Origin of the sequence: Pandoraea sp. NE5, assembly GCF_024363545.1 — a bacterium.
In the GTDB taxonomy this organism is placed as follows: Bacteria; Pseudomonadota; Gammaproteobacteria; order Burkholderiales; family Burkholderiaceae; genus Pandoraea; species Pandoraea cepalis.
The window spans coordinates 2,121,691-2,146,960 of the sequence record NZ_AP025517.1 but is presented as its reverse complement, the minus strand read 5'-3'; the positions used below and the strand labels follow the sequence as shown (position 1 = coordinate 2,146,960).

Genomic DNA, 25,270 nt, shown 5'->3' with positions numbered 1-25,270 from the left:
ACGCTGGTCCTGCTGAACCCTTCCAAGGGGTGGCCGGGACCGCTGAAGTTCGTCTTCGGCAACCCGTTTCTTGCATCGTTGTTGTTCCCAAGACGTCATACCTCGGCGCGCTGTCTCGCACAGTGCGCGGGTTCGCCGAGCCGCGGCAAGCGCCATCGCATTGCCGGTGCGCGCGCGTTCACGAAGCTCGACGTGGGTCAGCACCCCCACCCCGACACGACTCAGGTATTCTCAACGCCAATCCACGCCGAATTTGCGGGAACGCCCGCCGGCAAACTTGCAGGCAGAGTGCAAAATGACCGAACTCGAATTCAAATCGCTGGCCAACCAAGGCTTTAACCGCATTCCGCTGATCGCCGAGGCGCTGGCCGATCTCGACACGCCGCTCTCGCTGTATTTGAAGCTCGCGCTGGGCGACCGGCGCGGCGCGAACACCTTCCTGCTCGAATCGGTGGTCGGCGGCGAGCGCTTCGGCCGCTACTCGTTCATCGGCCTGTCGGCCCACACGCTGCTGCGCAGCTTCGGCCCGAAGACCGAAGTCGTGCGCGACGGCGTCGTCGTCGAGACGCACGACGGCGACCCGCTGGCGTTCATCACCGAGTTCCAGGCACGCTTCAAGGTGGCCCTGCGCCCGGGCATGCCGCGCTTTTGCGGCGGTCTCGCGGGCTACTTCGGCTACGACGCCGTGCGCTACATCGAGAAGAAACTGGCGCACACCACCCCGCACGACGACCTGAACCTGCCCGACATCCAGTTGTTGCTCACCGAAGAACTCGCCGTGATCGACAATCTGACCGGCAAGCTCTACCTCATCATCTATGCGGACCCGACCCAGCCCGAAGCGTTTTCGAAGGCTCGCCTGCGTCTGCGCGAGCTGCGCACTCGTTTGAAGGCGCCGGTCGACGCGCCGGTCACGTCCGGCAGCGTGCGCACCGAAACTTTCCGCGAATTCGCCAAGCCGGACTACCTCGCAGCCGTGGCCAAGGCCAAGGACGCCATCGCCGCCGGCGAGCTGATGCAGGTGCAAGTGGGCCAACGTCTCATCAAGCCGTATCGCGATGCCCCGCTCTCGCTTTACCGTGCCCTGCGCTCGCTCAATCCGTCGCCGTACATGTACTTCTATAACTTCGGCGACTTCCAGGTGGTCGGCGCATCGCCCGAGATCCTCGTGCGACAGGAGCGTCGGCAAACGCCCGACGGCGAGCAGGAAATCGTGACGATTCGCCCGCTTGCCGGCACGCGTCCGCGCGGCGCCACGCCCGAGCGCGACGCCGAACTGGCCACCGAATTGCTTGGAGATCCGAAGGAAATCGCCGAGCACGTCATGCTCATCGATCTGGCGCGCAATGATGTCGGCCGCATCGCCCAAACCGGCACCGTCGAAGTCACCGACAAGATGGTGATCGAGAAATACTCGCACGTGCAGCACATCGTGAGTTCGGTGGAAGGCCGGCTGCAACCGGGGCTGTCGAATATCGACGTACTGCGCGCGACGTTCCCGGCCGGCACGCTCACCGGCGCGCCGAAGGTTCGCGCGATGGAACTGATCGACGAACTCGAGCCCGTCAAGCGCGGCCTTTACGGCGGCGCCGTGGGATACCTCTCGTTCGGCGGCGAAATGGATGTCGCCATCGCAATCCGCACCGGTGTCGTCAAGGACGGCAATCTCTATGTGCAGGCCGCGGCCGGCATCGTGGCCGATTCGGTGCCCGAATCCGAATGGCAAGAGACGGAAAACAAGGCGCGCGCCGTGCTGCGGGCGGCCGAGCAGGTGCAGGACGGCCTCGACGCCGAATACTGATCCGTGCGGCGCAGCCTTCCAGGCGCCGCGCCGCCGCACCGATGTCACGCCTGTGCCCGTTTGAGACGCAGCGGCCTCGGTAATATCGGCCGGGTGCAATAGCGGAATAAGCAGGGCTCCGAATCGAACCTCGACTCGGAGCCCTTGTTGATTTAGCACAAGCGTTCGCCATTTTCACCCCCTCCCGCATACGCCCTGCGGCGTCGCCGCGCTATAGTGGAGTGTCCGTCGGGAGGTTGGGACTTCTATGGCGAAACCCTGCAATTCACCCAGGCGTCCGGGCGTCGCGAACACCGCCGCGACGCCCGTGATTGCCGCGCTCGTCACGACCCTGCTTGGCGGCTGTCTTTCGCTAGCGCCCCGCTACGAACGCCCGGCACCGCCGGTCGCCGACGTGTGGCCCCAAGATGCCACCACGTCGCCGGCCACGGCGGCCGCGCGGCCGGCGTCCGGGCTCGACTGGCGCGAGTATTTCGCCGATCCCCGGCTGCGCGTGCTCATCGAAACCGCCCTGGCCAACAATCGCGATCTGCGCGTCGCGCTCGCCCGGGTCGAACAAGCGCGAGCGGTGTACGGGATTCAACGCGCCGATCAACTGCCGTCGCTCGGCGTGGGCGGCAACCAGACACGTCAACGTCTGCCCGGCGATCTCAGTCTCACCGGCAACCCCTATATCAGCAGCCAATATCAGGTCGGCCTCGGCCTGTCGACGTGGGAGCTGGACTTCTGGGGGCGGATCCGCAATCTGAAGGATGCCGCGCTCGACGACTACCTGGCGTCCGACGCGGCTCGACGCGCGCTGGCGCTCAGCCTGATCTCGCAGGTCGCGCAAACGTGGCTGAGCCTGCGCGAATTCGACGAGCGCATCGCCTTGGCGCAGCAGACGGTCGACAGCCGTGCCGAGTCGCTGCGCATCTTCACGCGCCGCGAACAGGTCGGTGCGACCTCGAAGCTCGATCTCACCGAAGTCACGACCCTCTGGCAGCAGGCCCGCGCGCTCGTCGCCCAACTTCAGCTGCAGCGGTCCGCACAGGCGCACGCGCTGCAGGTGCTCGTGGGCGCGCCGATCGACACGTCAGCGCCAGCCCTCGACACCACGCTCGACGATGCCCGTCTGATGCGCGAACTCGACCCCGGCCTGCCGTCATCGTTGTTGGAGGACCGGCCCGACATCATCGCGGCCGAATATCAGTTGCGCGCGGCACACGCCAACATCGGCGCGGCGCGCGCGGCGTTCTTCCCGCAGATTACGCTCACCGGCTCGGTGGGCACGGCGAGCAGCGCGCTCGATGGCCTGTTCAAGGCCGGCAGCGCCGCATGGACGTTCACGCCCAGCCTCAGTCTGCCGATCTTCCAGGGCGGACGCCTCGTCAACAATCTCGATCTCGCCGAAGCGCGGCGCGTGGAGTCGGTCGCGAATTACGAGAAGACGATCCAGGGCGCATTTCGCGATGTCGCCGACGCCCTGAGTGCGCGCCGCTGGTTGGCCGATCAGGTCACGATCCTGCAAGCCACGCAGGACGCCCAGGCCGAGCGCGCACGGCTCGCCAAGCTGCGCTACGACCACGGTGCGGCCGCGTTTCTCGAAGTGCTAGACGCCCAACGCGACCTCCTCGCCATCGAGCAACAGACCGTGCAGACACGCCGCGCGCTGCTCTCCGCACGGGTGTCGCTCTATACGGCGCTCGGGGGCGGCAGCCGGCGCATGCCCCCTGCGGATGCGCCGGGCGGACCGTTCGCTCGCACGCCGCGGCTCGCCGTGCCGCCGCCTGCCGGCCCGGCCGGCCCAGCGAGTCCGGCGTACACCGCGCCGGCCGCTCACTCAATGCCCGAGGTCAGCCCCCAATGACGCTCCCCAACGCCAAGACACTGGTTCCGGCCCTGATCGTGCTCGCCATGATCGGTCTGGGTTGGTACGGATGGACGACCTTCCGAAATGCCGGGCCGGGAGAAGGGTTTGCCAGCGGCAACGGCCGTATCGAAGCCACCGAAGTCGACATCGCCACCAAACTCGGCGGGCGCGTCGAAGCCATCTACGTTCGGGAAGGCGATTTCGTGAAAGCGGGTCAGGTGCTTGCCAAGATGCAGATCGACACGCTCAACGCGCAGCGCGACGAGGCCAGTGCCCAGTATCGACAGGCTGTGACCAACGTGGCGGCGATTCAGGCACAGGCCGCCGCGCGCGTGTCGGACAAGGCGACGGCCGAGGCGAACGTGGCGGCACGCGAGGCCGAACTCGACGCCGCCGCGCGGCGTCTGTCGCGCTCGGAGACCCTGTCGAAAGAAGGGGCGTCGTCGGTGCAGGAGTTGGACGACGATCGTGCGCGCGTTCGCAGCACGCGCGCCGCCGTCACCGCGGCGCGCGCGCAGGTCGCCGCCGCGCAATCGGCGGTGGAGGCGGCCAACGCCCAGGTGACTGGCGCGAGATCGACAGTCGAAGCCGCGCAGGCCACCATCCACCGTATCGAAGCCGACATTGCCGACAGCGAACTCAAGGCGCCGCGCGACGGCCGCGTGCAATTTCGCGTAGCGCAACCCGGCGAAGTGCTGGCGGCGGGCGGCAAGGTGCTCAACCTCGTCGACCTGTCGGATGTATACATGACGTTCTTCCTGCCGGAAACGGTGGCCGGCCGTCTCGCCATGGGCGCCGACGTTCGCATCGTGCTCGACGCAGCGCCCCAGTACGTCATTCCCGCGACCCTCTCCTTCGTCTCGAGCACGGCGCAGTTCACGCCGAAGACCGTCGAGACCGAGAGCGAGCGCCAGAAGCTGATGTTCCGCGTGCGCGCGCAGATTGCGCCCGAATTGCTGCAACAGCATCTGACGCTCGTGAAGACGGGCCTGCCCGGCGTCGCTTGGGTGAAGACCGACCGTCAGGTGCCGTGGCCGCCCCAATTGCAAACGAAGCTGCCGCAGTGAGCCGCGCATCATGACGGTGCCGCCCCCACCTTCGCCTTCGATATCGCCCCCGCCCGGCAGCCGCTTGCCGCCGGTGGTGCGCGTCGCCGACGTGACACTGCGTTACGGCCGCAAGACGGTCGCGTTGGACAACGTCAGCCTGGACCTCCCCGCCCATGGCATAGTCGGTCTGATCGGTCCGGACGGCGTCGGCAAGTCCACCCTGCTGTCGCTCATCGCGGGCGCGCGGGTGGTGCAAGCGGGCACCGTCGAAGCGCTCGGCGGCGACATGGCGAGCAAGGCGCATCGCGACCGCGTGTGTCCGCGCATCGCCTATATGCCGCAGGGACTCGGCAAGAATCTTTATCCGACGCTCTCCGTCGAGGAGAACCTGCAATTCTTCGCGCGGCTCTTCGGTCACGATGCCCCGGAGCGGCGCCGCCGCATCGATGACCTCACGCACAGCACCGGCCTGCATGCGTTTCTCGACCGGCCGGCGGGCAAGCTCTCGGGGGGCATGAAGCAGAAGCTGGGGCTGTGTTGCGCGCTGATTCACGATCCCGATCTGCTGGTGCTCGACGAGCCCACGACCGGCGTGGATCCGCTCGCGCGCGCTCAGTTCTGGGAATTGATCGCGCGCATTCGTCGCGCGCGACCGACGATGAGCGTGATCGTCGCCACCGCGTATATGGATGAGGCACAGCGCTTCGACTGGCTCGTCGCCATGGACGCGGGCAGGGTGCTCGCGACCGGCACGCCCGCCGAGTTGCTTGCGCACACGCGGCGAGACACCCTGGAAGCGGCGTTCATCGACCTGCTGCCTGCGGAGAAAACGCGCGGCTACGAGCCCGTCGCGATTCCGCCGCTGCCGATCGACGAACACACGGAGATCGCCATCGAAGCCAAGGATCTCACGATGCGCTTCGGCGATTTCGTTGCGGTCGATCACGTGGACTTCCGCATTCGTCGCGGCGAGATCTTCGGCTTCCTCGGCTCGAACGGTTGCGGCAAGACCACCACGATGAAGTTGCTCACCGGCCTGCTGCAAGCGAGCGACGGCCGGGCCTGGCTCTTCGGTCACGAAGTCGATCCGAAGGACATCGGCACACGCCGCCGCGTGGGCTACATGTCGCAGGCGTTCTCGCTCTATACCGAGCTGACGGTGCATCAGAACCTCGTGCTGCACGCCAGGCTGTTCCATGTGCCCGAGGCCGAGGTCGGCGCACGCGTGGCCGAGATGGCACGTCGCTTCGGTCTGGCAGACGTGCTGGGCGCACTGCCCGACACCCTTGCGCTCGGCATGCGTCAGCGCCTGTCGCTCGCCGTGGCGATGGTGCACAAGCCCGAACTGTTGATTCTCGATGAGCCGACGTCGGGCGTCGATCCCATCGCGCGCGACAACTTCTGGCGTCTGCTGGTGGCACTGTCGCGCCGGGATCGCGTGACGATCTTCATCTCCACGCACTTCATGAACGAGGCGGAGCGCTGCGACCGCATCTCGTTGATGCACGCGGGCAAGGTGCTCGTGTCCGATCCGCCCGCGAAGATCACGCACGACAAGGGCGCGGCCACGCTCGAGCAGGCCTTTATCGAGTATCTCGTGGAAGCAGGTGGCGGCGCATCGCTGGCGCCAGCGTCGCCTGACACGTCCACCCCGCCTGAATCATCTGTCATCGTCGAAACGGCGCCCCCTCGGCACAAGGCATTCTCGCTCGGCCGCCTGCTCAGCTATCTCTGGCGCGAGACGCTGGAGCTGCAGCGCGACCCGGTGCGCGCCACGCTTGCGCTGGTGGGCTCGCTCGTGTTGATGCTGGTGATGGGCTACGGTATCAGCATGGACGTGGAAGATTTGCGCTACGCCGTGCTCGACCGCGACCAGACCACGTTGAGCCAGAACTACGCGCTCAACATCGCGGGGTCGCGCTACTTCATCGAACAACCGCCCATCAAGGACGACGCCGATATGGACCGGCGACTGCGCGAAGGCGACCTGGCGCTGGCCATCGAGATTCCGCCGGGCTTCGCTCGCGACGTGTTACGCGGCAAGGCGGTCGAGATCGGCGCATGGATAGACGGGGCGATGCCGATGCGCGCCGAGACGGTGCAGGGCTACGTGCAGGGGATGCACCAGACCTGGCTGGCGGATCAGTCATTGCACCGCCTCGGCGCGCGTCCGACGTCGTCGCTCGACATCGAGATCCGATATCGCTACAACCCCGACGTGAAGAGCCTTCCCGCGATGGTACCGGCGGTGATTCCGCTGCTCTTGCTGATGCTGCCTGCCATGCTTACCGCCCTGTCCGTGGTGCGGGAGAAGGAGCTCGGCTCGATCCTGAACCTGTACGTGACACCGGTCACCCGCACGGAATTCCTGATCGGCAAGCAGATTCCGTACGTCGCGCTTGCCATGCTGAACTTCCTGCTCATGGCGCTCATCGCCGTGACGCTGTTCGGCGTGCCGATCAAGGGAAGCTTTCTGACGCTCGTGAGCGCCGTCTTCATTTTCAATGTCGTCGCCACGGGCATTGGCCTGCTGGCATCCACTTTCACCCGCAGCCAGATCGCGGCGCTGTTCTTCACGATGATCGGCACCATGATTCCGGCGATCCAGTTTTCCGGGATGCTCACGCCGGTGCCCTCGATGGAGGGCTCGGGCCGGATCATCGGCGAGATCTATCCGTCGACCTACATGCTGATCATCAGCCGCGGCGTGTTCAACAAGGCGCTCGGATTTGCCGACCTCGGCAACGCGTTCTGGCCGTTATTGATCGCCGTGCCCGTGGTACTCGGCTCCACGATCCTGCTGCTCAACAAACAGGAGAGGTGATGGCAGGCCCGCCGCTCCCGCCGGCCTCGCGTCGCGAGGCACCGCCGCAGAACCCGCATCCGTGGCCGCGGCATCTGGCGAACATCTATCGGCTCGGCATCAAGGAGCTATGGAGTCTGGCGCGCGATGTGACGATGCTGGTGCTCATCGTCTATACGTTCACGGCATCGGTCTATTCCGCAGCGACAGCACTGCCCGACACATTGCATCTTGCGCCGATCGCGATTGTGGACGAAGACGCTTCACCGCTCTCGCAGCGCATCGTCTCGGCGTTCTATCCGCCGCAGTTCACCCCGCCGCGCATGATTACGGCGGACGCCGTCGATCGCGGCATGGACGAAGGCGCGTTCACGTTCGCGTTGAACATTCCGCCGAATTTTCAGCGCGACGTGCTGGCGGGACGTGCGGCCGAAGTCCAGCTCAATGTCGACGCCACGCGCATGAGTCAGGCGTTCACCGGCAGCGGCTATGTGCAGCAGATCGTTTCGGCAGAGGTGCGCGAGTTCCTCCAGCGATACCGATCGAACCTCGCATTGCCGATCGATCTGGCGTTGCGCGTGCGCTTCAACCCGACGCTGGAGCGCGCGTGGTTCGGCGCGCTCATGGAGATCGTCAACAACATCACGATGCTCTCGATCATCCTCACGGGCGCCGCCCTCATTCGCGAGCGCGAGCACGGCACGATCGAGCATTTGCTCGTCATGCCGGTGACACCGACCGAAATCATGGCGGCGAAGATCTGGTCGATGGGATTGGTGGTGCTGATCGCCGCCGCGATGTCGCTTTGGCTGATCGTGAGCGGTGCGCTGCATGTGCCGATCGGCGGGTCGGTGGCGCTGTTCCTGCTGGGAGCAACGCTGCACCTGTTCGCCACCACGTCGATGGGGATTTTTCTTGCGACGCTCGCGCGGTCGATGCCGCAGTTCGGCATGCTGCTGATTCTGGTGCTGCTGCCACTGGAAATGCTCTCGGGCGCGAACACGCCGCGCGAGAGCATGCCGCCGCTGGTGAAGGACATCATGCTGGCCGCGCCCACCACGCATTTCGTCGAGCTGAGTCAGGCGATCCTGTTCCGAGGGGCCGGGATCGGCGTGGTGTGGGTGCAGTTCATGGCGCTCGCGCTCATCGGCGCCGTGCTCTTCGCCGTCTCACTGCGACGGTTTCGTCGCACGCTCAGTTCGATGGCTTAACGCGTACGATGGGTGGGATAGGTGCGATGGGTCGCTCATCAGCCAACGGGCACGTACAGCCGCGCCAGCAACCCCCCGCCATCGCGCGACGCAAACTCGAGCGTGGCGCCAAAGCGCGAGGCGATGGCCTGCACGATGGAAATCCCCAAACCCGCCCCCTCACCCTGCTGCCGACCCTGATCGCCGCGCCAGAAACGCTGGCCCAATCGCATCGCCTGCTCCGGCGCCAGGCCCGGACCCCGGTCTCCTACCACGATGCAGTACTGCCGACGATGGTCGTCCATCCCTACCGTCACTTCGATCGGACACTCCGCCGGGGAATACCGCAACGCGTTATCCACGAGATTGCGCACCGCCGTGCCAAGCATCGAACGAGGGATCGGTGTGCCCCCGTCTTCGCACGACATGCTGAATGCGATCCGAGGTACGTCACGACGGACCGGGGCCCCATTCCGCCACTCAGACAGTGACCCAACTCGCAGCGGAACGGGGCCCCGATCCGTCTCCTCCCCCGCGGCAAGAACGCCCTCCAAAACCTCGCGCACCGACTTGCACGCCTGCGGCGAATGCTCAGGCGCCTCCGCACGCGCAAGCGTCATCATCTGATCCAGCGTATGCCGCAAGCGACGCACGCCCACCCCCGCCTGATGCAACGCCCGCCTGGCCGGCTCGCCCTGCGTGAGCTCCGCCACCTGCAAGTGCGTGTCCACCGCCGTCAAAGGCGTGCGCAATTCGTGTGCCGCCGCATCGGTGAACGCCCGCTGATACGCCATCGCCTGGGTCAGCCGGTCCAGCCACCCGTTAAGTGCCGAGACGACCGGGCGCAGCTCGGTCGGCGCACGCCCCAGGTCGATGGGCGCCGTGTCGTCGACGTGCTTGCGACGCAACGCCAATCGCAACGCATCCAACGGCAACAACCCGCGTCCAATGCCGACCCACAACGCCATCAAACCACCCACCACCGCAATCATGAACGGCACTCCCACGGCTCGCAGCAACGCACTCGTGAGCGCGGCCCGCTTGTCGAGCCCGTCGGCCGTCATCACCTGATACCCGCGTTCGTCCTGCAACACGTAGATGCGCCAACGCTTGCCTTCGAACACCATGGTGCTCAAACCCAGCGGCAATGACCGCTCGGCCGACTGTGGCCCGCCCTCGGTGCGCGCCAGCACCGCACCATGCACCGACCGGATCTCGCATGCAATCCCATCGTCGCTGCCCACACGAATGACGTCGCCCCAGTCGGCGTTGCCAACGCCCGGGGCAAGCGGCGACAGCGCAGCCCGCGCCAACAGTCCCGACACCATCCGGGCCGACATCGCAAGGCGCTCGTCGAGTGTCCGGTCAAGATTGGCTTGCACCCCTCGCATCATCCACCCCGCCACCGCAGCCCAGAGCACGACAAGCGCCACGCCAGCGATCAACACCGCACGCAAACGAAGACTCATGACAACGCCCATCCCAATCGGTAGCCCAGGCCCCGCGCCGTCTGAATGACCCCGCCCCCCAATTTTCGACGCACGTTGTGAATGTGTACGTTCAACGCATTGCTGCCCAGTCGGTCGGTCAACCCATACAGCCGCTCGTTCAACATGTCGGGCGTGAGCCACCGGCCTCGACAGCTCGCCAGATGCGCCAGCAAGTCGACTTCCTTGCGCGAGAGTTCGACCGGCTCGCCATCAAGCCACGCCAGTCCGCTCGCCGGCTCCAGCCGCAGCGGCCCGGCCTCGATGATCGGGGCCGCACGCCCCTGCACCCGGCGAATCAACGCATGCAGTCGCGCCGCCAACTCACGCAGGTCGAACGGCTTGACCATGTAGTCGTCACCCCCGCCATTCAAGCCGGCAATGCGGTGCTCGATGCCGTCGCGCGCCGTCAGGATCAGGACGGGCACGTCGCGCTCCATCGCGCGAATCTCCGACAGAACGCCGAGGCCATCGCCATCGGGCAATCCCAGATCGAGCACCAGCGCATCGAACGTGTTCTCCGCATGTGCCGCCACCGCCGCCGCACCACACGCCGCATGCTCGACCGCGATTCCCAGCGCGTTCAGCCCCGCGACAATGCCGCTCGCAATCAAGTCGTCGTCTTCCACCAACAGCACTCGCACGATTCCGCACCTCTTGTGAATATCGCGCCATGTTACGTACTTTGCGTAATGAATTGGACGGCGATCCCGCGGGTGTCGGTTTATCCACCACACCCGGCCCAAGCGTTAGCGCTCGTTAACTCTCGGTTAATCGGCGTAGGCCACACTCTTGCCTGCTTAGGGATTTCCGCGGGAGAACAGATTTGCTACGTCGCGCTTTTTTCATGTTTGTGATTTTTCTCGGTGCGATCGGCTGGACGCGCACCGCCGATGCCTTGCCCTGGCAGATCACGCCGAAATTCCTGGAAGCGTCTCAGGTGCTGACGCTTGCCCCGGTCAGCCACGTTGACGGCCGGTTCGAAGTCGTCGGCCAGATTGCCAAGGATTACTACGTTTACCGTCATTCGCTGCGTGCTGAGGATGCGTCGGGCAGCCCCGTGGCGCTGACGCTCTCGGCAGGGTCGACACACACCGATGAGTTCTTCGGCGAGACGGAGATCTATACCGACGATGCGTTGCGCATGCATCTGCCCGCAACGACACCCGGTCCGGTAACGCTGCACTGGCAGGGCTGCGCCGACGCCGGCATCTGCTATCCCCCGCAAACGATGACGATCGCCTTGCCCGCCGGGATGGCCTCAGGCGCAGCCATCCCGGCGAACCCGCCCACCTCGGCCAGTCCGGTTGCCTTCGGCACCTCCCGGATGCCGACTCCCCCTGATATCCCAGCGACGCGCGCCGCCGATAACGCTGCGCCTCTCGCACAGGACCAGGCTGCAGCGCAACGACTCGCCTCGCTGGGCCCCATCACCGGCACGCTGCTGTTCTTCGGCTTCGGCTTGCTGCTGGCCTTCACGCCGTGCACGCTGCCGATGATCCCCATCGTCTCGACGATGATCGTGGGCAATCGTCCGGCGCCGTTGCGCGCGCTCGCACTCTCGCTGTCGTACGTGTTGGCGATGGCGCTGACGTATGCGTCGGTGGGCGTCGCGGCGGGCTTGGCCGGCGCGAACTTGCAGGCGACGTTGCAATCACCCTGGCTGCTCGGCGCCTTCGCGGGGCTCTTCCTGGTACTGGCTGCGTCGTTGTTCGGTCTGTTCGAGCTGCGTCTGCCGGCGTTCGTGACGAATCGACTCAACGCCCCCGGGCAGCCGCGCCCCGGCGGCAGCCTCGTCGGTGCGGCCGCACTCGGCCTGCTCTCGGCGCTGCTCGTCGGCCCCTGCATGACGGCCCCGCTGGCCGGCGCCTTGCTCTATATCGGTCAGACGGGCAACGCGTGGATGGGCGGCTTCGCGCTGTTTGCACTGGGTGTCGGCATGGGACTGCCGTTGCTGGCCATCGCGCTGTTCGGCTCGCGGATTCTGCCGCGTCCGGGAGCGTGGATGGTCCGCGTGCGAATCGCGTTCGCCTATGTCATGACGGGCATGGCCATTCTGATGCTGAGCCGCTTCCTTCCCGGCAGCGTCAGCCTGATGCTGTGGGGCGCGCTCGGCCTCGGTCTCGCTGTCGGGCTCGGCGCGTGGGCATGGACGCTACGCGGCCAGTCGGCAGGATGGACGCTGTTGTTCGCGTCGTCGTTGGCCGGCATCTGGTCCGTACTCATGCTCGTGGGCGCCGCGTCTGGCAGCGACGCGGTACTCAGTCCTCTCGCACGGGCGAACGCGTCAGTCACGCATGGCGCGGCTGCGCAGAGTGGCACGCGATTGAACTACATCGGCGTCAAGTCTGCCGAGGATGTCGATGCGCGCATTGCTCAGGCGGTCGCGAAGGGGCAATGGACGTTGATCGACTTCTACGCCGACTGGTGCGTGAGCTGCCATGTCATCGAGCGCAATGTGTTCGGCGATCCGGAGGTCGCGGCTCGCCTGGCGACGATGCAAGTGCTACGCCCGGACGTGACGAAGAACGACGCGATCGATCAGGCTCTGATGAAACGGTGGGGGGTGCTCGGTCCGCCCACGCTCATTCTCATCGATGCGAACGGTCAGGAGGTGCGCGCACAACGCATGGTCGGCGAGCTGGATGCGCGCAGCTTCCTGCGCCATCTCGACGCAGCGGGGAACGCATGACCAGCAGCCTTGGCCCGTTCTCCATACCGACGGTCGCCGTGGCCGCAGCGGCGTTGCTGGCCTGGCTCGTCGCGCACTACCTCCTGCGCGGCACAGATGCCACGGCACGCCGCACGGCGGCGAGCCTGCTGCTCGACGCGCTCTTCATCGGCCTACTCGCCGCGCGCGCCGCCTATGTGCTGCGCTGGTGGCCCGACTACGCCGCCGCCCCGCTGTCCATTGTTGCAATTGGCGACGGCGGGTTCACGGTTTGGGTCGGGCTGCCCGTCGCACTGGGCTGGGCGCTGTGGCGTGTGCGCCGTGATGCGTCAGCGCGTCGCCCGATGCTATGCGGCTTCGTCGCGGGCGTGGCACTCTGGGGCGCCGCACAGGTTGGGCTGGGCGCCCTGCAGCGCACCGCACCGCCGCTGCCGCCGCTGACGCTCGCGACAATCGACGGCCGGCCCGTGGCGCTCGACACCTATCGTGGCCGCCCCGTCGTGATCAATCTGTGGGCAAGTTGGTGCCCACCGTGCCGTCGCGAAATGCCCGTACTGGAGAAGGCCCAAGCGGACTATCCCGACGTGACGTTCCTGATGATCAATCAGGGCGAAGCCGCGCATACGGTCGAAGCATTCGTGCAATCGCAAGGGCTGGAATTCAACCACCTGCTGCTTGATCCCGCATCGCAAGCCATGCAGGCAGCGAGCGCGCGCGCACTGCCCACCACGCTGTTCTACGATACGCAGGGCCGTCTGGTCGAAGCGCATTTGGGCGAACTGACGGCGGCGCGTCTGCGCGACACGCTGCAACGCCGCCTTCATCGAGCTCCGGTGCCGCCGGCCCCCTAGGCGAACAACCCTGGCCCGGGCGTCGCAGAATCGTCGAACGACCGCCGCTGCGGCACGTACATTCTTGCGAAAAATGGCTCGATCTCGCGAGAAACCCGTCGATCGACTGCTTTTTGCGACGCCCCGCCCACGACACCCCGCAGATACTGCTACAATCCTCGTCACTATGATGTCGTATCAGTCTTCCCCCCTCCTCTGGTCGCCTCTGACCGCCGCCCTGCGCTGGTGGCGGTAACCCGCCACGTCTATCTCATCCCCATAGCGCCCTCCCCCGCGGATCGCGAACTCAACGTGGGGGCACGCTCAGGGGGAATTCGCAAATCTCATGCGTTCGACAATCCTTTGTCACCCGACGAACAGGGACCATCATGCTGCTGATGATCGACAACTACGACTCGTTTACTTACAACATCGTCCAATACTTCGGTGAATTGGGCGAAGACGTGCGGGTCTTTCGCAACGACGAAATCACGCTCGACGCCATCGCCGAACTCGCCCCCGAGCGCATCTGCCTCTCGCCGGGTCCGAGCTGTCCGGCCAACGCGGGCATCACGCTCGACGTGCTCAAGCGCTTCGCCGGCGAGATTCCGATTCTCGGCGTCTGCCTCGGTCATCAGGCGATCGGCGAAGCGTTCGGCGGCAAGGTCGTACGCGCCCAGCAGATCATGCACGGCAAGGTGAGCGAGATCGAGACCACGCAACAAGGCGTGTTCGCGAATTTGCCCAAGCGCTTTACCGTCACGCGTTATCACTCGCTGGCCATCGAGCGCGCATCGCTGCCCGACTGCCTCGAAGTCACCGCCTGGACGGACGACGGCGAGATCATGGGCGTGCGTCACAAGACGCTCGATGTCGAAGGCGTGCAGTTCCACCCCGAATCGATTCTGTCGGAGCACGGCCACGACGTGCTGCGCAATTTCCTGCAAGCCGCACCGCGCGCGGCGCAGGCTGCATGAGCGCCGCCCCGAGCGTGCCACCCGAGCCACCCGAGCCGATCCGACCGACGAGAGAGCAAGCCATGATTACCCCGCAAGAAGCCCTGCAGCGCACCATCGAGCACCGTGAAATTTTCCACGACGAGATGCTGCACCTGATGCGTCTCATCATGAAGGGCGAGATTTCCCCGGTCATGTGCGCGGCCATCATCACCGGCCTGCGCGTGAAGAAGGAAACCATCGGTGAGATCGCCGCAGCCGCGCAAGTGATGCGCGAGTTCGCCAACCATGTCGACGCCCCCCCCGGCGAGCATTTCGTCGATATCGTGGGCACCGGCGGCGATGTGTCGCATACGTTCAATATCTCCACCGCGTCGATGTTCGTGGCAGCAGGCGCGGGCGCCAAGGTCGCCAAGCACGGCAACCGCGGCGTGAGTTCCAAGTCGGGCAGCGCTGACGTGCTCGAGGCCCTGGGCGTGAACATCATGCTCTCGCCCGAGCAGGTCGCCGAGTGTCTGCGCGAAGTCGGCATCGGCTTCATGTTCGCGCCGAACCATCATCCGGCGATGAAGAACGTGGCGGCCGTGCGCAAGGAAATGGGCGTACGCACGATCTTCAATATTCTCGGGCCGCTCACCAATCCGGCCGGTGCGCCGAACCAGTTGATGGGCGTATTCCACCCCGATCTGGTCGGTATCCAGGTACGCGTGATGCAGCGTCTGGGCGCCGAACACGTGCTCGTGGTCTACGGCAAGGACGGCATGGACGAAGTGTCGCTCGGCGCCGCCACGCTGGTGGGCGAGTTGAAGGACGGCAAGGTCACCGAGTACGAGATTCATCCCGAGGACTTCGGCCTGCAAATGGTGAGCAATCGCGGCCTGAAGGTCGGCAGCGCCGACGAATCGAAGACGATGTTGATCGAAGCACTCGACAACAAGCCGGGCACCGCACGCGAGATTGTCGCGCTCAATGCCGGTACCGCGCTGTATGCCGCCAACCGTGCGGCGTCGATTGGCGAAGGTATCCAACTGGCGCGCGAATCCATCGCCAGCGGCGCGGCGCGCGCGAAGCTCGACGAGTTCGTCGCCTTCACGCAGCGATTCAAGGGATAAGGCGTGACGCCGGTACCGCCAACGGTACCCCGTCGGCCCCTCCCGATTTCGATTACGACGGGCATCTTTTTCGATGACGCCCGTCACATTCAGTAGCCCCCGAGTCATCCATCGATATGTCTACCGTTCTCGACAAGATCCTGGCCGTCAAGGCTGAAGAAGTCGCCGCTGCGAAGCGCGTGCGTGACCTCGCGAGCCTGCGCCGCGACGCCGAAGCCACCGTCGCCGACAGCGCGCTGCGCACGCGCGATTTCGTGGGGGCGGTGCGCACCAAGCTCGACGGCGGACTGCCCGGCGTAATCGCCGAGATCAAGAAAGCCAGCCCGTCGAAGGGCGTGATTCGCGAGCATTTCGTCCCGCCGGAGATTGCCGAGTCGTATCAGAAAGGCGGTGCGGCCTGCCTGTCGGTGCTCACCGATGTGCAGTTCTTCCAGGGCTCGCCCGAGTATCTGAAGGCCGCGCGCGCCGCGTGCGATCTGCCGGTGCTGCGCAAGGACTTCATGATCGACGCCTACCAGGTGTATGAAGCGCGCGAGATGGGCGCCGACTGCATTCTGCTCATCGCCGCGGCGCTGGAGCTCGCCCATATGCGCGATCTGGAAGCGCAAGCCCACGCGCTGGGCATGGCGGTGCTCGTCGAAGTGCACAACGGCCATGAACTGGACGCCGGGCTCGAACTGAGCACGCCGTTGCTGGGCATCAACAATCGCAACCTCCACACCTTCGAAGTGTCGCTCGATACCACGCTCGGACTGTTGAAACACATTCCGGACGATCGCGTGGTCGTAACGGAGTCGGGTATCCTGTCGCGCGACAACGTCACGCGCATGCGTGCAGCGGGCGTCAATGCCTTCCTCGTCGGCGAAGCCTTCATGCGCGCGCCCGACCCGGGTGAAGCCCTCGCCACGCTGTTCGACATGCCCCGCTGATCCCCTGCCACGCGCCACGCGAGCGATCGGTGGCGCGGCGTCCCCCCCTCACAGGAGCGGCCCCGATGGCCATCGAACGCGAACTCAAACTGGCCCTCCCGGGCGACCTGTCAGCCGAGCGCGCCGACGCGCTGATTTCCCATCTCGACCGTTTGCCCGGGGCAGAAGCCCGCGGGGAGCGGCATCTCGTCAATCGCTATTTCGATACGCCCGCGCTGGCGCTCGCGCAAGCGAAGGCCGCGCTGCGGTTGCGTTTCGTAGCGCGCGACGGCCACCCCGGACAATGGCTGCAAACGCTCAAGTCGGTGGGTGAGGCCCGCGATGGACTGCATGTGCGTCACGAGTGGGAGCAGGCGGTGCGGGGCGAAGCGCTCGAACTCGCGCCGCTGATCGCCGCTTGCGACGTGCCCGGCACGGCGGATTTGCTGCGCGCCGAGGGGGCGAATGTCGTCGCCCAGTTCGAAACGAATTTCGTGCGACGCCTGTGGCGCTATATCGCAGGGGACGGCACGGCGGTCGAGATCGCCTTTGACCGGGGCGAAGTCGCGGTTGAGGCCGGCGGCAAACGCCACACGGAGCCGCTCGTGGAAGTCGAACTGGAATTGCTCGACGCTCCGGAAGACGACCGCGAGGGTCAAGGCGAACGCATTCTGCACGCGCTCGCGCAGGAATTGCGCGACGTACTGCCCGAATTGCAGAGCGACAACGTGAGCAAGGCGCAGCGCGGGTATCGTCTGCGGCAAAAGGTGCTCAGTCGCTGAGCGTCGCGCACGGACACGCGCACGATGCACGTGTCACTCTCCCAAGACCACTCAACCGGCTCATCGCATGACCTCACGCTCACGCGCGGCATCCCCATCGCCTGCCAATGAACGGCAACGCTCGCTGTTCGACGACCCGGCGCCAGTGGCAGGAACGAACGACACGGCGGCTTCGCCGCAGCCACCCGCCGATGTCGCTGGTGTCGCTGGTGTCGCTGCTCCCACCGTTTCCGCCGCGCCGTCACCGCGTCGACGCGGTCGTCCGCCGAAAGCGGGCGCGCCGGTGAGGTCTGCATCGACGCCGGTCACAGCAATCGCCCAGTCGGTTGCCGCGAGCGCTGACGCCGCCGGCCCGCTCAAGGGGCGCATCGAGGATCAGTTCGCCGCGTTGCCCCACGACTGGCAGACACTGGTCGCGCCGTTCGTCGAAAGCGAGGCGTACGCGCCACTGTGCCGTTACGTCGACGCCGAAGTCGCCGCCGGCAAGACGGTCTACCCAGCGGACATCTTTCACGCGCTGCGCATGACCTCGCCTTCGGACGTGAAGGTCGTGATCCTCGGGCAGGACCCCTATCACGGTGACGATCAAGGCATCGCGCAGGCGCACGGTCTGGCGTTTTCCGTGCAGCGCGGTGTGCGCGTGCCGCCGTCGCTGAGAAATATCTACAAGGAAATCGAGCGCGATCTGGGGATCGTTGCGCCGCCGCACGGCAATCTCGATGCCTGGGCGAAGCAGGGTGTGCTGTTGCTCAACACGACGCTGACCGTGGAAGCGGGCAACGCGGCGAGTCACGCGAAGCCGTTCAAGAAGGGGGGATGGCAAGCCTGCACCGACACGTTGCTCAAGGGGCTGGCCGCCCGGCAAGGGCCGCTGGTGTTCCTGCTGTGGGGCAGCCATGCACAGGCCAAGGCGCCGCTGCTTGCCGGCCACGATCATCTACTGCTTGAAGCCCCCCACCCCTCGCCGCTTTCGGCGCATCGCGGCTTCCTGGGCTGCGGCCACTTCAGCGCCGCCAATACCTTCCTCGAACAGCACGGCAAAACGCCCATCGACTGGCGCCTGCCGGCGTAAGGACCATGCGGGGAGACTCAGTCGCTCGACGGTTCGGTGATGGGCGTTAGTGTGCCCATCGCGCCTTGTTGATAGCGGCGCGTGAGCGCGACGAGATCGCTCTCGTCGCGCGCTGCGAAGTTGCCGCGATAGACGACGGGTTCAGCGAGCGGGTCGCCACCGGCGAGCATGAGCCGCGCCCCGGTGCGCCCGGCCAGTTGCCACGCACCGGGTGGCAGCAACACCGCCTGCGCGCCGCCGCCTTCCGCCCGTAACGTGTGATGGGCCAGCGCCGCCTCGCCCTGCGCAATCAAGGCGACCCAGCGACGGCCGTCGCAAGGGATCGTCAAGGTGCGCAATTCGTCTTCGCGCCAGTCGAGCTGTAGCAGCGTCGTGCGCTCACCTTCCATACCGGCGGCATGGGTGACGTGACGCTCGCCCCACTGCCCGCAGATCAAACTCAGATCGACGGTGCCTTCACGCCAATGCGACATGGCATCGGCGCGGACTACGGTCTGCACGGGTGCGCCGTGCGCATGGCGGCCGGCACGGCTCACGATCATCCGCAGGCCGCGCGCCGTGCCATGGGCGTTCTCGGGAGCGTCCTCATGCACGGTGCCGCAGTTGGCTTCGAGCCATAGCAGGTCGCCGGCACGCAGCCTGTCGTCGCCCTGATGGGCATGGCGGCAGCGCAGCGATGTCGTCGACTCGGGGAACAGGTAGGTCGCCACCGCGCATCCGGCATGCGGATGTGGCGGTATGCACGCGCCATGACGGGTGAAGAGATCGATCGACAAAAACGGATCCGTCTCGGCGACCTGATCGAAAACACCCGCCCCCGCCGCCGCGGCACAGCGGGCGGGTCGGGTGACGGGAAGCACGCGCGGGATGGCGCTCGCGTCGGCATGAGCCGCCGGTCGCTTCGTCTGACGCGGATGCAAAGGCGCCGGATGGGTCATGGAGGTACCTGCGCGTGCGGGAGAACAGCCGTGGCAACGCAATCAGCAGCGTCGCCCCGGGGGCTTAGAGCGCGGCGATGGCTTCGCGAGCATTCGCGAACCCGGCAGCGGCCGATTCCGGACCGCGAGCCAGACCTTCCGCGAAGATGAACGTCACGTCCGTCATGCCGAGGAAGCCGAGAATCGTCTTGAGGTACGGCGTCTGGCTGTCGGCCGGCGTGTCCTTGTAGTTGCCGCCGCGGGCGAATGCCACGATCACCTTCTTGCCCTGGATGAGCCCTTCCACGGTGCCGTCTTCACGATAGCGGAAAGTCACGCGGGCACGGGCGATCCAGTCGAAGTACGCCTTCAGTTGCGACGGCACTTGGAAGTTGTACAGCGGCACGCCGAACACCACGTAGTCGGCCGCCTGAATCTCGGCAATCAGTTCGTCGCTGCGGGCGATGATGGCGTTTTGTTCGGCCGAGCGTTGGTCTTCCGGCGTGAAAAACGCGCCGATGACGGCTTCGTCCAGATGCGGTACGCCATCGGCCAGCAGGTCGCGCACGACAACCTTGGCACCCGCGTGCTTCGCAACCAGTTGCGCCACGGATTCGTTGGCGAGCGTGGTCGAGTTGGCACCTTGCGAGCGGGCGGCGGAATTGATTTGGAGAATCGTGGTCATGTCTCTGGCTCCTGAGCCTGGGGGTTCGAAAATCCGTTCGCGCTGGGCCCCGTCTCGGGATGGCCGTGAATGGCGCGTCGGCTTGGTATGAATTCTAGTTACCCACAAAAATGAAACAAGCCGGTAAAATCGAATTGTTTGTTCCTATTTTGGAACAATGCGCGCCATCCCTTTCCCCTTGCTGGATGGCCGCATCACCGAGGAGCGCGCGATGATTGACGATCTGAATGACATGCTGATCTTCGCCGAGGTCGTGCGTTCGGGCAGCATCACCCGGGCCGGCGAGCGGCTCGATCTGCCCAAGGCAACGGTGAGTCGGCGTCTGTCGCGACTGGAGATGCGCCTTGGCACGAAGTTGCTGCACAAGACCACACGGCGGCTGGAGCTGACCGAAGTCGGCGAGGCCTATTACGAGCGTTGCCTGCCGATTCTCGAGGAAGTGGAAGAGACGCGAGATTTCGCCTCGCAGCTCTCGAGCAAGCCGCGCGGACGGCTTCGCATCACGGCGCCCGGCGACTTTGCGGCGCAGTGGCTGGCGGTGCCGCTTGCCACGTTCTGCGCGGCCTATCCCGAGATTACGGTCGATGTGGATCTGAGTTCGCGACAGGTCGATCTGATCGCCGAGCGCATCGACGTCGCCATCCGCGCCGGACAACTCTCCGACTCCACCCTGGTGGCGCGCCCCCTCCTCGCGCTCACACGCAGTCTGTATGCCAGCCCGCTGTATCTGAGTGCGACGGGGTTGCCCGCCACGCCCGACGAGCTGGCGGGCCATCGCTTCGTGATCCTGCAAGGCGCGCGGCGTCTGTTCAACTCGGACACGCTGCACAAGGGACGTCAGCGCGCCGACATCACCATGCACGGGGCGATTCAGGTCAACAGCATGGGGATGGTCAAGGAAATGACGGTGGCGGGCAGCGGCATCGCCGCCCTGACGGATATCCTGGCCGAGGATGCGTTGCGCACCGGCCGTCTCATCAAGGTGCTGCCCGAGTGGTCGTTACCGTCCAGTCCGGTGCATCTGGTCACGCCGTCGCGACGCTTCCTCCCGCGCAAGACACAGGTCTTCATCGAGCACATGCTCGCGGTTGCCAAGTCGTGCCCGGAGGAAAACCGGGACCCGCGCGTGCCGGGCCCGGCGCTAGGATAAAGCGCTCGGCCGCTCAGGCCGACAGCCACTTGTCACGACGCTGTGCCGCGGCGCGATCGCGCGTCTCGGCGATGCGGTATTTCGAAATCTCCGGCGCGTCGAGCGTGAGCGCGGTCTCGCGCAGGGCGTCGCGGCGGAACGCGTGGACCGTCACCCGGTCGCCCGGGCGATATCGGTCGAGCAGCTTGTCGAGATTGGCCTGCGTGACGCGCAGACCGTCGATGGCGACCAGCACATCGCCCGCCGACAATCCGGCCGCTTGCGCCGCGCCCCCGTCGAGCACCTGCGAAAGCGTAAGGTCGTCGCCGCGCTTTGCCGTCTTCACCCCCAATGCAGGACGGCCGTCCTCGGGCTTGACCGGTTCCAGCGTGAGTCCGACGCGTTCGAGCAGCGTCTTGATTGGCAGATCGCGCGTGCCGTGAATGGCGGTGGCGAAGAATTCCGACAGGTCGAGTCCCGAGACGTCCTCGAAGAACGGCTGCACGGCGTCTTCGTCGATACCCACGGGCGCGCCGCGATAGAAGTCGCGGCCAAAGCGTTGCCACAGCGCACGCATGATGTCGTCGAGCGACTTCTGTCCGCGCGTCTTCGAACGAATCGTCAGATCGAGCGCGAGCGCGACCAGCGACCCCTTCGTGTAATAGCTGACGATGGCGTTCGGTGCGTTCTCGTCCTGGCGGTAGTACTTCGTCCAGGCATCGAACGAACTCTCGGCCACGGTCTGCTTGAGACGGCCGCTGCCACGCAGCACACCCGCCACCGCCTTGGCGACGAGTTCGTAGTAATCGGCAGGCGGAATCACGCCGCTGCGCACGAGCATCAGATCGTCGTAATAGGACGTAAAGCCTTCGAACAGCCAAAGCAGCCGCGTATAGACTTCCCGATCGAGCACGTACGGGGCGAACACGGCCGGTTTGATGCGCTTGACGTTCCACGTGTGGAAGTATTCGTGGCTCACCAGGCCGAGAAAGCCCCGATAGGCTTCGCTCATGCGCGCCTGTCCCTGCACCGGCAGATCGTTGCGGCTCGCGAGCAGCGCCGTGGATGCACGGTGCTCCAGACCGCCATACCCCTCGCCGACCGTCATGAGCAGGAAGACGTAGCGGGACATCGGCACGCGCGAGCGCGAACTCGCGCCCGGCTCGAACAAACGGATCTGCGCTTCGCAGATCCTCTTCATGTCGCGCAGCAACCGATCGAGATCGAGGTTCGGCACCGGTCCGGTAATGGCGACTTCGTGCGTCACGCCGCAAGCCTTGAACGTGCCATGCACGAAGGTCCCCATTTCGACCGGCGAGTCGATCAACTCGTCGTAGTCGGCGGCCAGATAGCGCCCGAAGTCGAGCGCCGCCGTGCCTTCGGCCGGCGCGAGTGCGGTCGCGACGCGCCACGCCTTGAACGCCGCGCCACGCGCGCGCAGCACGTCGACTTCGCACGGCGCCTGTTCCTGGCCTTCGACGCGCAGGAACACGCTGGTGCCGTTGAAGAAGCCATGCGTGTCGTCGAGATGCGCGGCGCGCACCGACAGATCCCATGCGTAAACCTCGTAGGTCACGATCAGCGTGCCCTTGCACGGCGCCGCTTGCCACGTGTGCTTGTCCAGCTTGTCGAGCGCCACCTTGCGGCCGCGGCACGTCGCCCCGATCGTCACGATGTTGCGGGCAAACTCGCGCACCATATAGCTGCCCGGAATCCACGCGGGCAGCGAGAAACGCTGCCCTTCGGGGGCGGGATTCGAGACCGTGACGGTCACTTCGAACAGATGCGCGGCAGGCGACTTCGGAACGATCGCATACCGGATGGCAGGCTGGGCAGACGTGGCTTTCATGAGGTGGCGGCTTCTTGTTGTCGGAACGGTCGGGCGTTGGCCAGACTGGCGAATGGACGGTTACTTGACCGTGGCGAGCGCCTTTTCCAGGGCTTCCGCGGGCACGGCGCCCGGCAGACGGCGGCCGTCGGACAGTATGATCGTCGGCGTTCCGGTCACGTTGAACTGATGCCCCAGCGCCACGTTCTGCACCACCGCGGTGTCGTCGCACTTGGCCGAGGGGGTCGGCGGCGCCTTCTTGTCGAGCATCCAGTCATGCCACGCGGTGAGTGGATTGGGGGCGCACCAGATCGCCTTCGACTTGGCGTCCGAGTCGGGGCCGAGCACCGGGTACAGGAAGGTGTAGACGGTGATGTTGTCGAGCTTCGACGTCTTGAGCGTTTCCTCGAAGCGCTTGCAGTACGGGCAGTTCGGATCCGAGAACACGGCGACCTTGCGGCTGCCGTTGCCCTTCACGTACTTGATGGCGCGATCGAGCGGCAGCTTGGCGAAGTCGATCTTGTTCAGTTCCGACTGACGCGCTTCCGTCAGGTTCTGACGCGTTTTCGTATCGACGAGGTTACCGCCGACAATCACGTATTTCGCCTTCTCGTCGGCATAGAGGATGTCGCCGCCAACGGCCACCTCAAAGAGTCCGGGGATGGGCGTACGTGCCACCGACTTGACGGGGGCCTCGGCACCGAGCGTCTTTTGCACGGCGGCCTTCACGCGGTCGAGGGCCGCGTCGGACTTGCTCTGCGCAGCGGCGAACGTCGTGACAGTCGCGGCGCAAATTGTCGCCAGACCGAGCGCTGCGAGCGCCGCAGCGCGATAACGTTTCAACATCGAGTATCTCCAGAAGTGTGTCGAGCGAGAGGCGCGTCCGGACACGCCCGGTATCGACCGGAATTAGGTGACATGGCCCGGCATAGGCGCCCCGAGGGGTCAGCCCAGCGCGCGGCCGATCAGGAATTTCTTGACGAAAGGCAGCACGTTCACGCAGTCGAGCCCTGCGTTGCGCACAAACCTGACCAGCGGGCTGTGCGTGGCGAACAGCTTGTGCAGGCCGTCCGTGGTGAGCGCCATGCTGCCGATGTCTTCCTTGCGAGCGCGCTCGTAGCGACGCAATACCGCCGCATCGCCGCAATCGCGGAACGATTCGCGCTCGGCGAGCGCGTCGCCGAGCGCCGCCACGTCGCGCAAACCGAGGTTCATGCCCTGGCCCGCGAGCGGGTGCACGACGTGCGCCGCGTCGCCCACCAGCGCCACGCGCGGCGCGATCAGGCGTTTGGCCTGCGCCAGCACGAGCGGGAAACCCTGGGCGCGCGATGAGACCGGCGTGAGGTGGCCGAGTTCAACGTTCGAGAAGGTGCCGACGCGTTCGGCCAGCGCTTTGGGATCAAGCGCGAGCAACGCCTGCGCATGATCATGAGCGGCGGACCAGACCAGCGAGACGTGCTGGTCGGGCAGCGGCAGCAGCGCGATGATCTCGCCGTCGTGGAACCATTGAAATGCGGTGTCGCGGTGCGCGCGCTCCGCGCGGAAATTACACACCACGCCGAGTTGTTCGTAGGGACGCACCGAACCGTCCAGCCCGGCGGTACTGCGCACCCACGAGTGGGCGCCGTCGGCCCCCACCACGAGCGACGCGCGCAGGGCCTTGCCGTCCGACAGACGCACCGAGGCCGCGGCGGCGTCGACTTCGAGCGCCTCGGCCCGGGCGTCGAGCCAATGCACTTGCGGGGAGAAGCGCAGGGCGGCGTCGAGCGCGCGCTCGAGATTCGACGATTCGGCGATCCAGGCGAGTTGCGGCACGGCGGCCTGGTACGCCGAGAAATGCAGGCTGCCGCGCTCGTCGCCAAAGACTTCCATGTCGTAGACCGGATTGATGCGCGCGGGATCGACGGCCTGCCATACGCGCATGCGCTCGAAGAGGGCTTGCGAGCTGGACGAGAGCGAATAGATGCGGGCGTCCCACAGGTCGCCCGGGGCGGGGGCGGCTACGGCCGGCTGGGCGAGCAGTGCGACGGACAGGCGCGCCTGCGAGAGCAGCAGGGCGGCGGCCTTGCCGACCAGACCGCCACCGACGACGACGACATCGTGCGTTTGGCTGGAGGTTTGCGTTAGAGACATGCGGCGAATGCAGCGCCAGCGCCTGAATCGCGCGAGCCGGCTGGTTCAGAAAACGAGATGGCGTA

The 25,270-nt window shown here is 65.9% G+C and carries 20 protein-coding genes; 13 read left to right on the top strand and 7 right to left on the bottom strand.

The window, feature by feature from the left end; genetic code table 11:
- The first annotated feature begins 295 nt into the window (after positions 1-295).
- From trpE to PanNE5_RS09790, 5 genes are all read left to right on the top strand, one after another.
- A complete protein-coding gene (trpE, locus tag PanNE5_RS09810) occupies positions 296-1,801 on the top strand; it encodes an anthranilate synthase component I (RefSeq protein WP_017233182.1) in 1,506 nt (501 codons plus the stop codon).
- A gap of 247 nt (positions 1,802-2,048) precedes the next feature.
- Positions 2,049-3,650, top strand: a complete 1,602-nt coding sequence (locus tag PanNE5_RS09805; RefSeq protein WP_261939689.1) for an efflux transporter outer membrane subunit — start codon at positions 2,049-2,051, stop codon at positions 3,648-3,650.
- A gap of 47 nt (positions 3,651-3,697) precedes the next feature.
- Positions 3,698-4,720: an HlyD family secretion protein gene (locus PanNE5_RS09800; RefSeq protein WP_261939830.1), complete on the top strand. Its 1,023-nt coding sequence runs from the start codon at positions 3,698-3,700 to the stop codon at positions 4,718-4,720.
- A gap of 10 nt (positions 4,721-4,730) precedes the next feature.
- A complete protein-coding gene (gene rbbA, locus PanNE5_RS09795; protein ID WP_083902347.1) occupies positions 4,731-7,526 on the top strand; it encodes a ribosome-associated ATPase/putative transporter RbbA in 2,796 nt (931 codons plus the stop codon).
- A complete protein-coding gene (locus tag PanNE5_RS09790) occupies positions 7,526-8,716 on the top strand; it encodes an ABC transporter permease (RefSeq protein WP_261939688.1) in 1,191 nt (396 codons plus the stop codon). The genes rbbA and PanNE5_RS09790 overlap by 1 nt, the downstream gene beginning before the upstream one ends.
- Before the next feature lie 38 nt (positions 8,717-8,754).
- Here the strand turns inward: PanNE5_RS09790 and PanNE5_RS09785 are convergent, their stop codons facing one another.
- Both PanNE5_RS09785 and PanNE5_RS09780 read right to left on the bottom strand, forming a co-directional pair.
- A complete protein-coding gene (locus PanNE5_RS09785) occupies positions 8,755-10,164 on the bottom strand; it encodes an ATP-binding protein (protein WP_261939687.1) in 1,410 nt (469 codons plus the stop codon).
- Complete coding sequence (locus tag PanNE5_RS09780; protein ID WP_261939686.1) at positions 10,161-10,826, bottom strand: response regulator; 666 nt, start codon at positions 10,824-10,826, stop codon at positions 10,161-10,163. Before PanNE5_RS09780 ends, PanNE5_RS09785 begins: the two co-directional genes overlap by 4 nt.
- A 203-nt stretch (positions 10,827-11,029) precedes the next feature.
- Between PanNE5_RS09780 and dsbD the strand changes: the two genes are divergently transcribed.
- The 7 genes from dsbD to PanNE5_RS09745 all read left to right on the top strand — a co-directional run bounded on the left by dsbD (position 11,030) and on the right by PanNE5_RS09745 (position 18,513).
- Positions 11,030-12,874: a protein-disulfide reductase DsbD gene (gene dsbD, locus PanNE5_RS09775; protein ID WP_261939685.1), complete on the top strand. Its 1,845-nt coding sequence runs from the start codon at positions 11,030-11,032 to the stop codon at positions 12,872-12,874.
- A complete protein-coding gene (locus PanNE5_RS09770) occupies positions 12,871-13,704 on the top strand; it encodes a TlpA disulfide reductase family protein (protein WP_261939684.1) in 834 nt (277 codons plus the stop codon). The genes dsbD and PanNE5_RS09770 overlap by 4 nt, the downstream gene beginning before the upstream one ends.
- A 368-nt stretch (positions 13,705-14,072) precedes the next feature.
- Positions 14,073-14,660, top strand: a complete 588-nt coding sequence (locus PanNE5_RS09765) for an anthranilate synthase component II (RefSeq protein ID WP_017234673.1) — start codon at positions 14,073-14,075, stop codon at positions 14,658-14,660.
- Between the two features lie 62 nt (positions 14,661-14,722).
- Positions 14,723-15,751, top strand: a complete 1,029-nt coding sequence (gene trpD, locus PanNE5_RS09760) for an anthranilate phosphoribosyltransferase (RefSeq protein ID WP_017234672.1) — start codon at positions 14,723-14,725, stop codon at positions 15,749-15,751.
- Positions 15,752-15,867: 116 nt separating this feature from the next.
- Positions 15,868-16,680 (top strand): indole-3-glycerol phosphate synthase TrpC, encoded by an 813-nt coding sequence (trpC, locus tag PanNE5_RS09755; RefSeq protein ID WP_261939683.1) that lies wholly within the window; start codon positions 15,868-15,870, stop codon positions 16,678-16,680.
- Positions 16,681-16,745: 65 nt separating this feature from the next.
- Positions 16,746-17,441, top strand: coding sequence for a CYTH domain-containing protein (locus tag PanNE5_RS09750; RefSeq protein WP_017234670.1), 696 nt, complete (start codon positions 16,746-16,748; stop codon positions 17,439-17,441).
- Between the two features lie 67 nt (positions 17,442-17,508).
- Positions 17,509-18,513 (top strand): uracil-DNA glycosylase, encoded by a 1,005-nt coding sequence (locus PanNE5_RS09745; RefSeq protein ID WP_150563361.1) that lies wholly within the window; start codon positions 17,509-17,511, stop codon positions 18,511-18,513.
- Between the two features lie 17 nt (positions 18,514-18,530).
- On the opposite strand, the gene PanNE5_RS09740 is transcribed toward PanNE5_RS09745, so the two are convergent.
- Entirely contained in the window at positions 18,531-19,451 is a 921-nt protein-coding gene (locus tag PanNE5_RS09740) for a pirin-like C-terminal cupin domain-containing protein (RefSeq protein ID WP_261939682.1), read from the bottom strand.
- 64 nt (positions 19,452-19,515) lie between these two features.
- Positions 19,516-20,115, bottom strand: a complete 600-nt coding sequence (locus PanNE5_RS09735; RefSeq protein WP_017234667.1) for an FMN-dependent NADH-azoreductase — start codon at positions 20,113-20,115, stop codon at positions 19,516-19,518.
- 211 nt (positions 20,116-20,326) lie between these two features.
- Here PanNE5_RS09735 and PanNE5_RS09730 point away from each other — a divergent pair, with 211 nt between their 5' ends.
- Positions 20,327-21,265, top strand: coding sequence for a LysR family transcriptional regulator (locus PanNE5_RS09730; RefSeq protein WP_198288709.1), 939 nt, complete (start codon positions 20,327-20,329; stop codon positions 21,263-21,265).
- Positions 21,266-21,278: 13 nt separating this feature from the next.
- Here the strand turns inward: PanNE5_RS09730 and PanNE5_RS09725 are convergent, their stop codons facing one another.
- The 3 genes from PanNE5_RS09725 to PanNE5_RS09715 all read right to left on the bottom strand — a co-directional run bounded on the left by PanNE5_RS09725 (position 21,279) and on the right by PanNE5_RS09715 (position 25,205).
- Entirely contained in the window at positions 21,279-23,093 is a 1,815-nt protein-coding gene (locus PanNE5_RS09725) for a M61 family metallopeptidase (RefSeq protein WP_017234665.1), read from the bottom strand.
- Between the two features lie 60 nt (positions 23,094-23,153).
- Positions 23,154-23,918 carry a DsbC family protein gene (locus tag PanNE5_RS09720; protein WP_261939681.1) on the bottom strand — a complete coding sequence of 255 codons (765 nt, stop codon included), beginning with the start codon at positions 23,916-23,918 and terminating at the stop codon, positions 23,154-23,156.
- 99 nt (positions 23,919-24,017) lie between these two features.
- Positions 24,018-25,205, bottom strand: coding sequence for a UbiH/UbiF family hydroxylase (locus tag PanNE5_RS09715; protein WP_261939680.1), 1,188 nt, complete (start codon positions 25,203-25,205; stop codon positions 24,018-24,020).
- Positions 25,206-25,270 lie beyond the last annotated feature (65 nt).

Excerpts from the sequence above, each read along its gene's own strand:
- trpE (WP_017233182.1), top strand. The coding sequence starts at position 296 with ATGACCGAACTCGAATTCAAATCGCTGGCCAACCAAGGCTTTAACCGC.
- PanNE5_RS09715 (WP_261939680.1), bottom strand. The coding sequence starts at position 25,205 with ATGTCTCTAACGCAAACCTCCAGCCAAACGCACGATGTCGTCGTCGTC.
- PanNE5_RS09765 (WP_017234673.1), top strand. The coding sequence starts at position 14,073 with ATGCTGCTGATGATCGACAACTACGACTCGTTTACTTACAACATCGTC.
- PanNE5_RS09740 (WP_261939682.1), bottom strand. The coding sequence starts at position 19,451 with ATGACCCATCCGGCGCCTTTGCATCCGCGTCAGACGAAGCGACCGGCG.
- PanNE5_RS09750 (WP_017234670.1), top strand. The coding sequence starts at position 16,746 with ATGGCCATCGAACGCGAACTCAAACTGGCCCTCCCGGGCGACCTGTCA.
- trpD (WP_017234672.1), top strand. The coding sequence starts at position 14,723 with ATGATTACCCCGCAAGAAGCCCTGCAGCGCACCATCGAGCACCGTGAA.
- PanNE5_RS09790 (WP_261939688.1), top strand. The coding sequence starts at position 7,526 with ATGGCAGGCCCGCCGCTCCCGCCGGCCTCGCGTCGCGAGGCACCGCCG.
- PanNE5_RS09805 (WP_261939689.1), top strand. The coding sequence starts at position 2,049 with ATGGCGAAACCCTGCAATTCACCCAGGCGTCCGGGCGTCGCGAACACC.
- PanNE5_RS09735 (WP_017234667.1), bottom strand. The coding sequence starts at position 20,115 with ATGACCACGATTCTCCAAATCAATTCCGCCGCCCGCTCGCAAGGTGCC.
- trpC (WP_261939683.1), top strand. The coding sequence starts at position 15,868 with ATGTCTACCGTTCTCGACAAGATCCTGGCCGTCAAGGCTGAAGAAGTC.
- PanNE5_RS09770 (WP_261939684.1), top strand. The coding sequence starts at position 12,871 with ATGACCAGCAGCCTTGGCCCGTTCTCCATACCGACGGTCGCCGTGGCC.
- PanNE5_RS09800 (WP_261939830.1), top strand. The coding sequence starts at position 3,698 with ATGATCGGTCTGGGTTGGTACGGATGGACGACCTTCCGAAATGCCGGG.
- PanNE5_RS09725 (WP_017234665.1), bottom strand. The coding sequence starts at position 23,093 with ATGAAAGCCACGTCTGCCCAGCCTGCCATCCGGTATGCGATCGTTCCG.
- PanNE5_RS09730 (WP_198288709.1), top strand. The coding sequence starts at position 20,327 with ATGATTGACGATCTGAATGACATGCTGATCTTCGCCGAGGTCGTGCGT.
- PanNE5_RS09745 (WP_150563361.1), top strand. The coding sequence starts at position 17,509 with ATGACCTCACGCTCACGCGCGGCATCCCCATCGCCTGCCAATGAACGG.
- PanNE5_RS09720 (WP_261939681.1), bottom strand. The coding sequence starts at position 23,918 with ATGTTGAAACGTTATCGCGCTGCGGCGCTCGCAGCGCTCGGTCTGGCG.
- PanNE5_RS09785 (WP_261939687.1), bottom strand. The coding sequence starts at position 10,164 with ATGAGTCTTCGTTTGCGTGCGGTGTTGATCGCTGGCGTGGCGCTTGTC.
- rbbA (WP_083902347.1), top strand. The coding sequence starts at position 4,731 with ATGACGGTGCCGCCCCCACCTTCGCCTTCGATATCGCCCCCGCCCGGC.
- dsbD (WP_261939685.1), top strand. The coding sequence starts at position 11,030 with ATGTTTGTGATTTTTCTCGGTGCGATCGGCTGGACGCGCACCGCCGAT.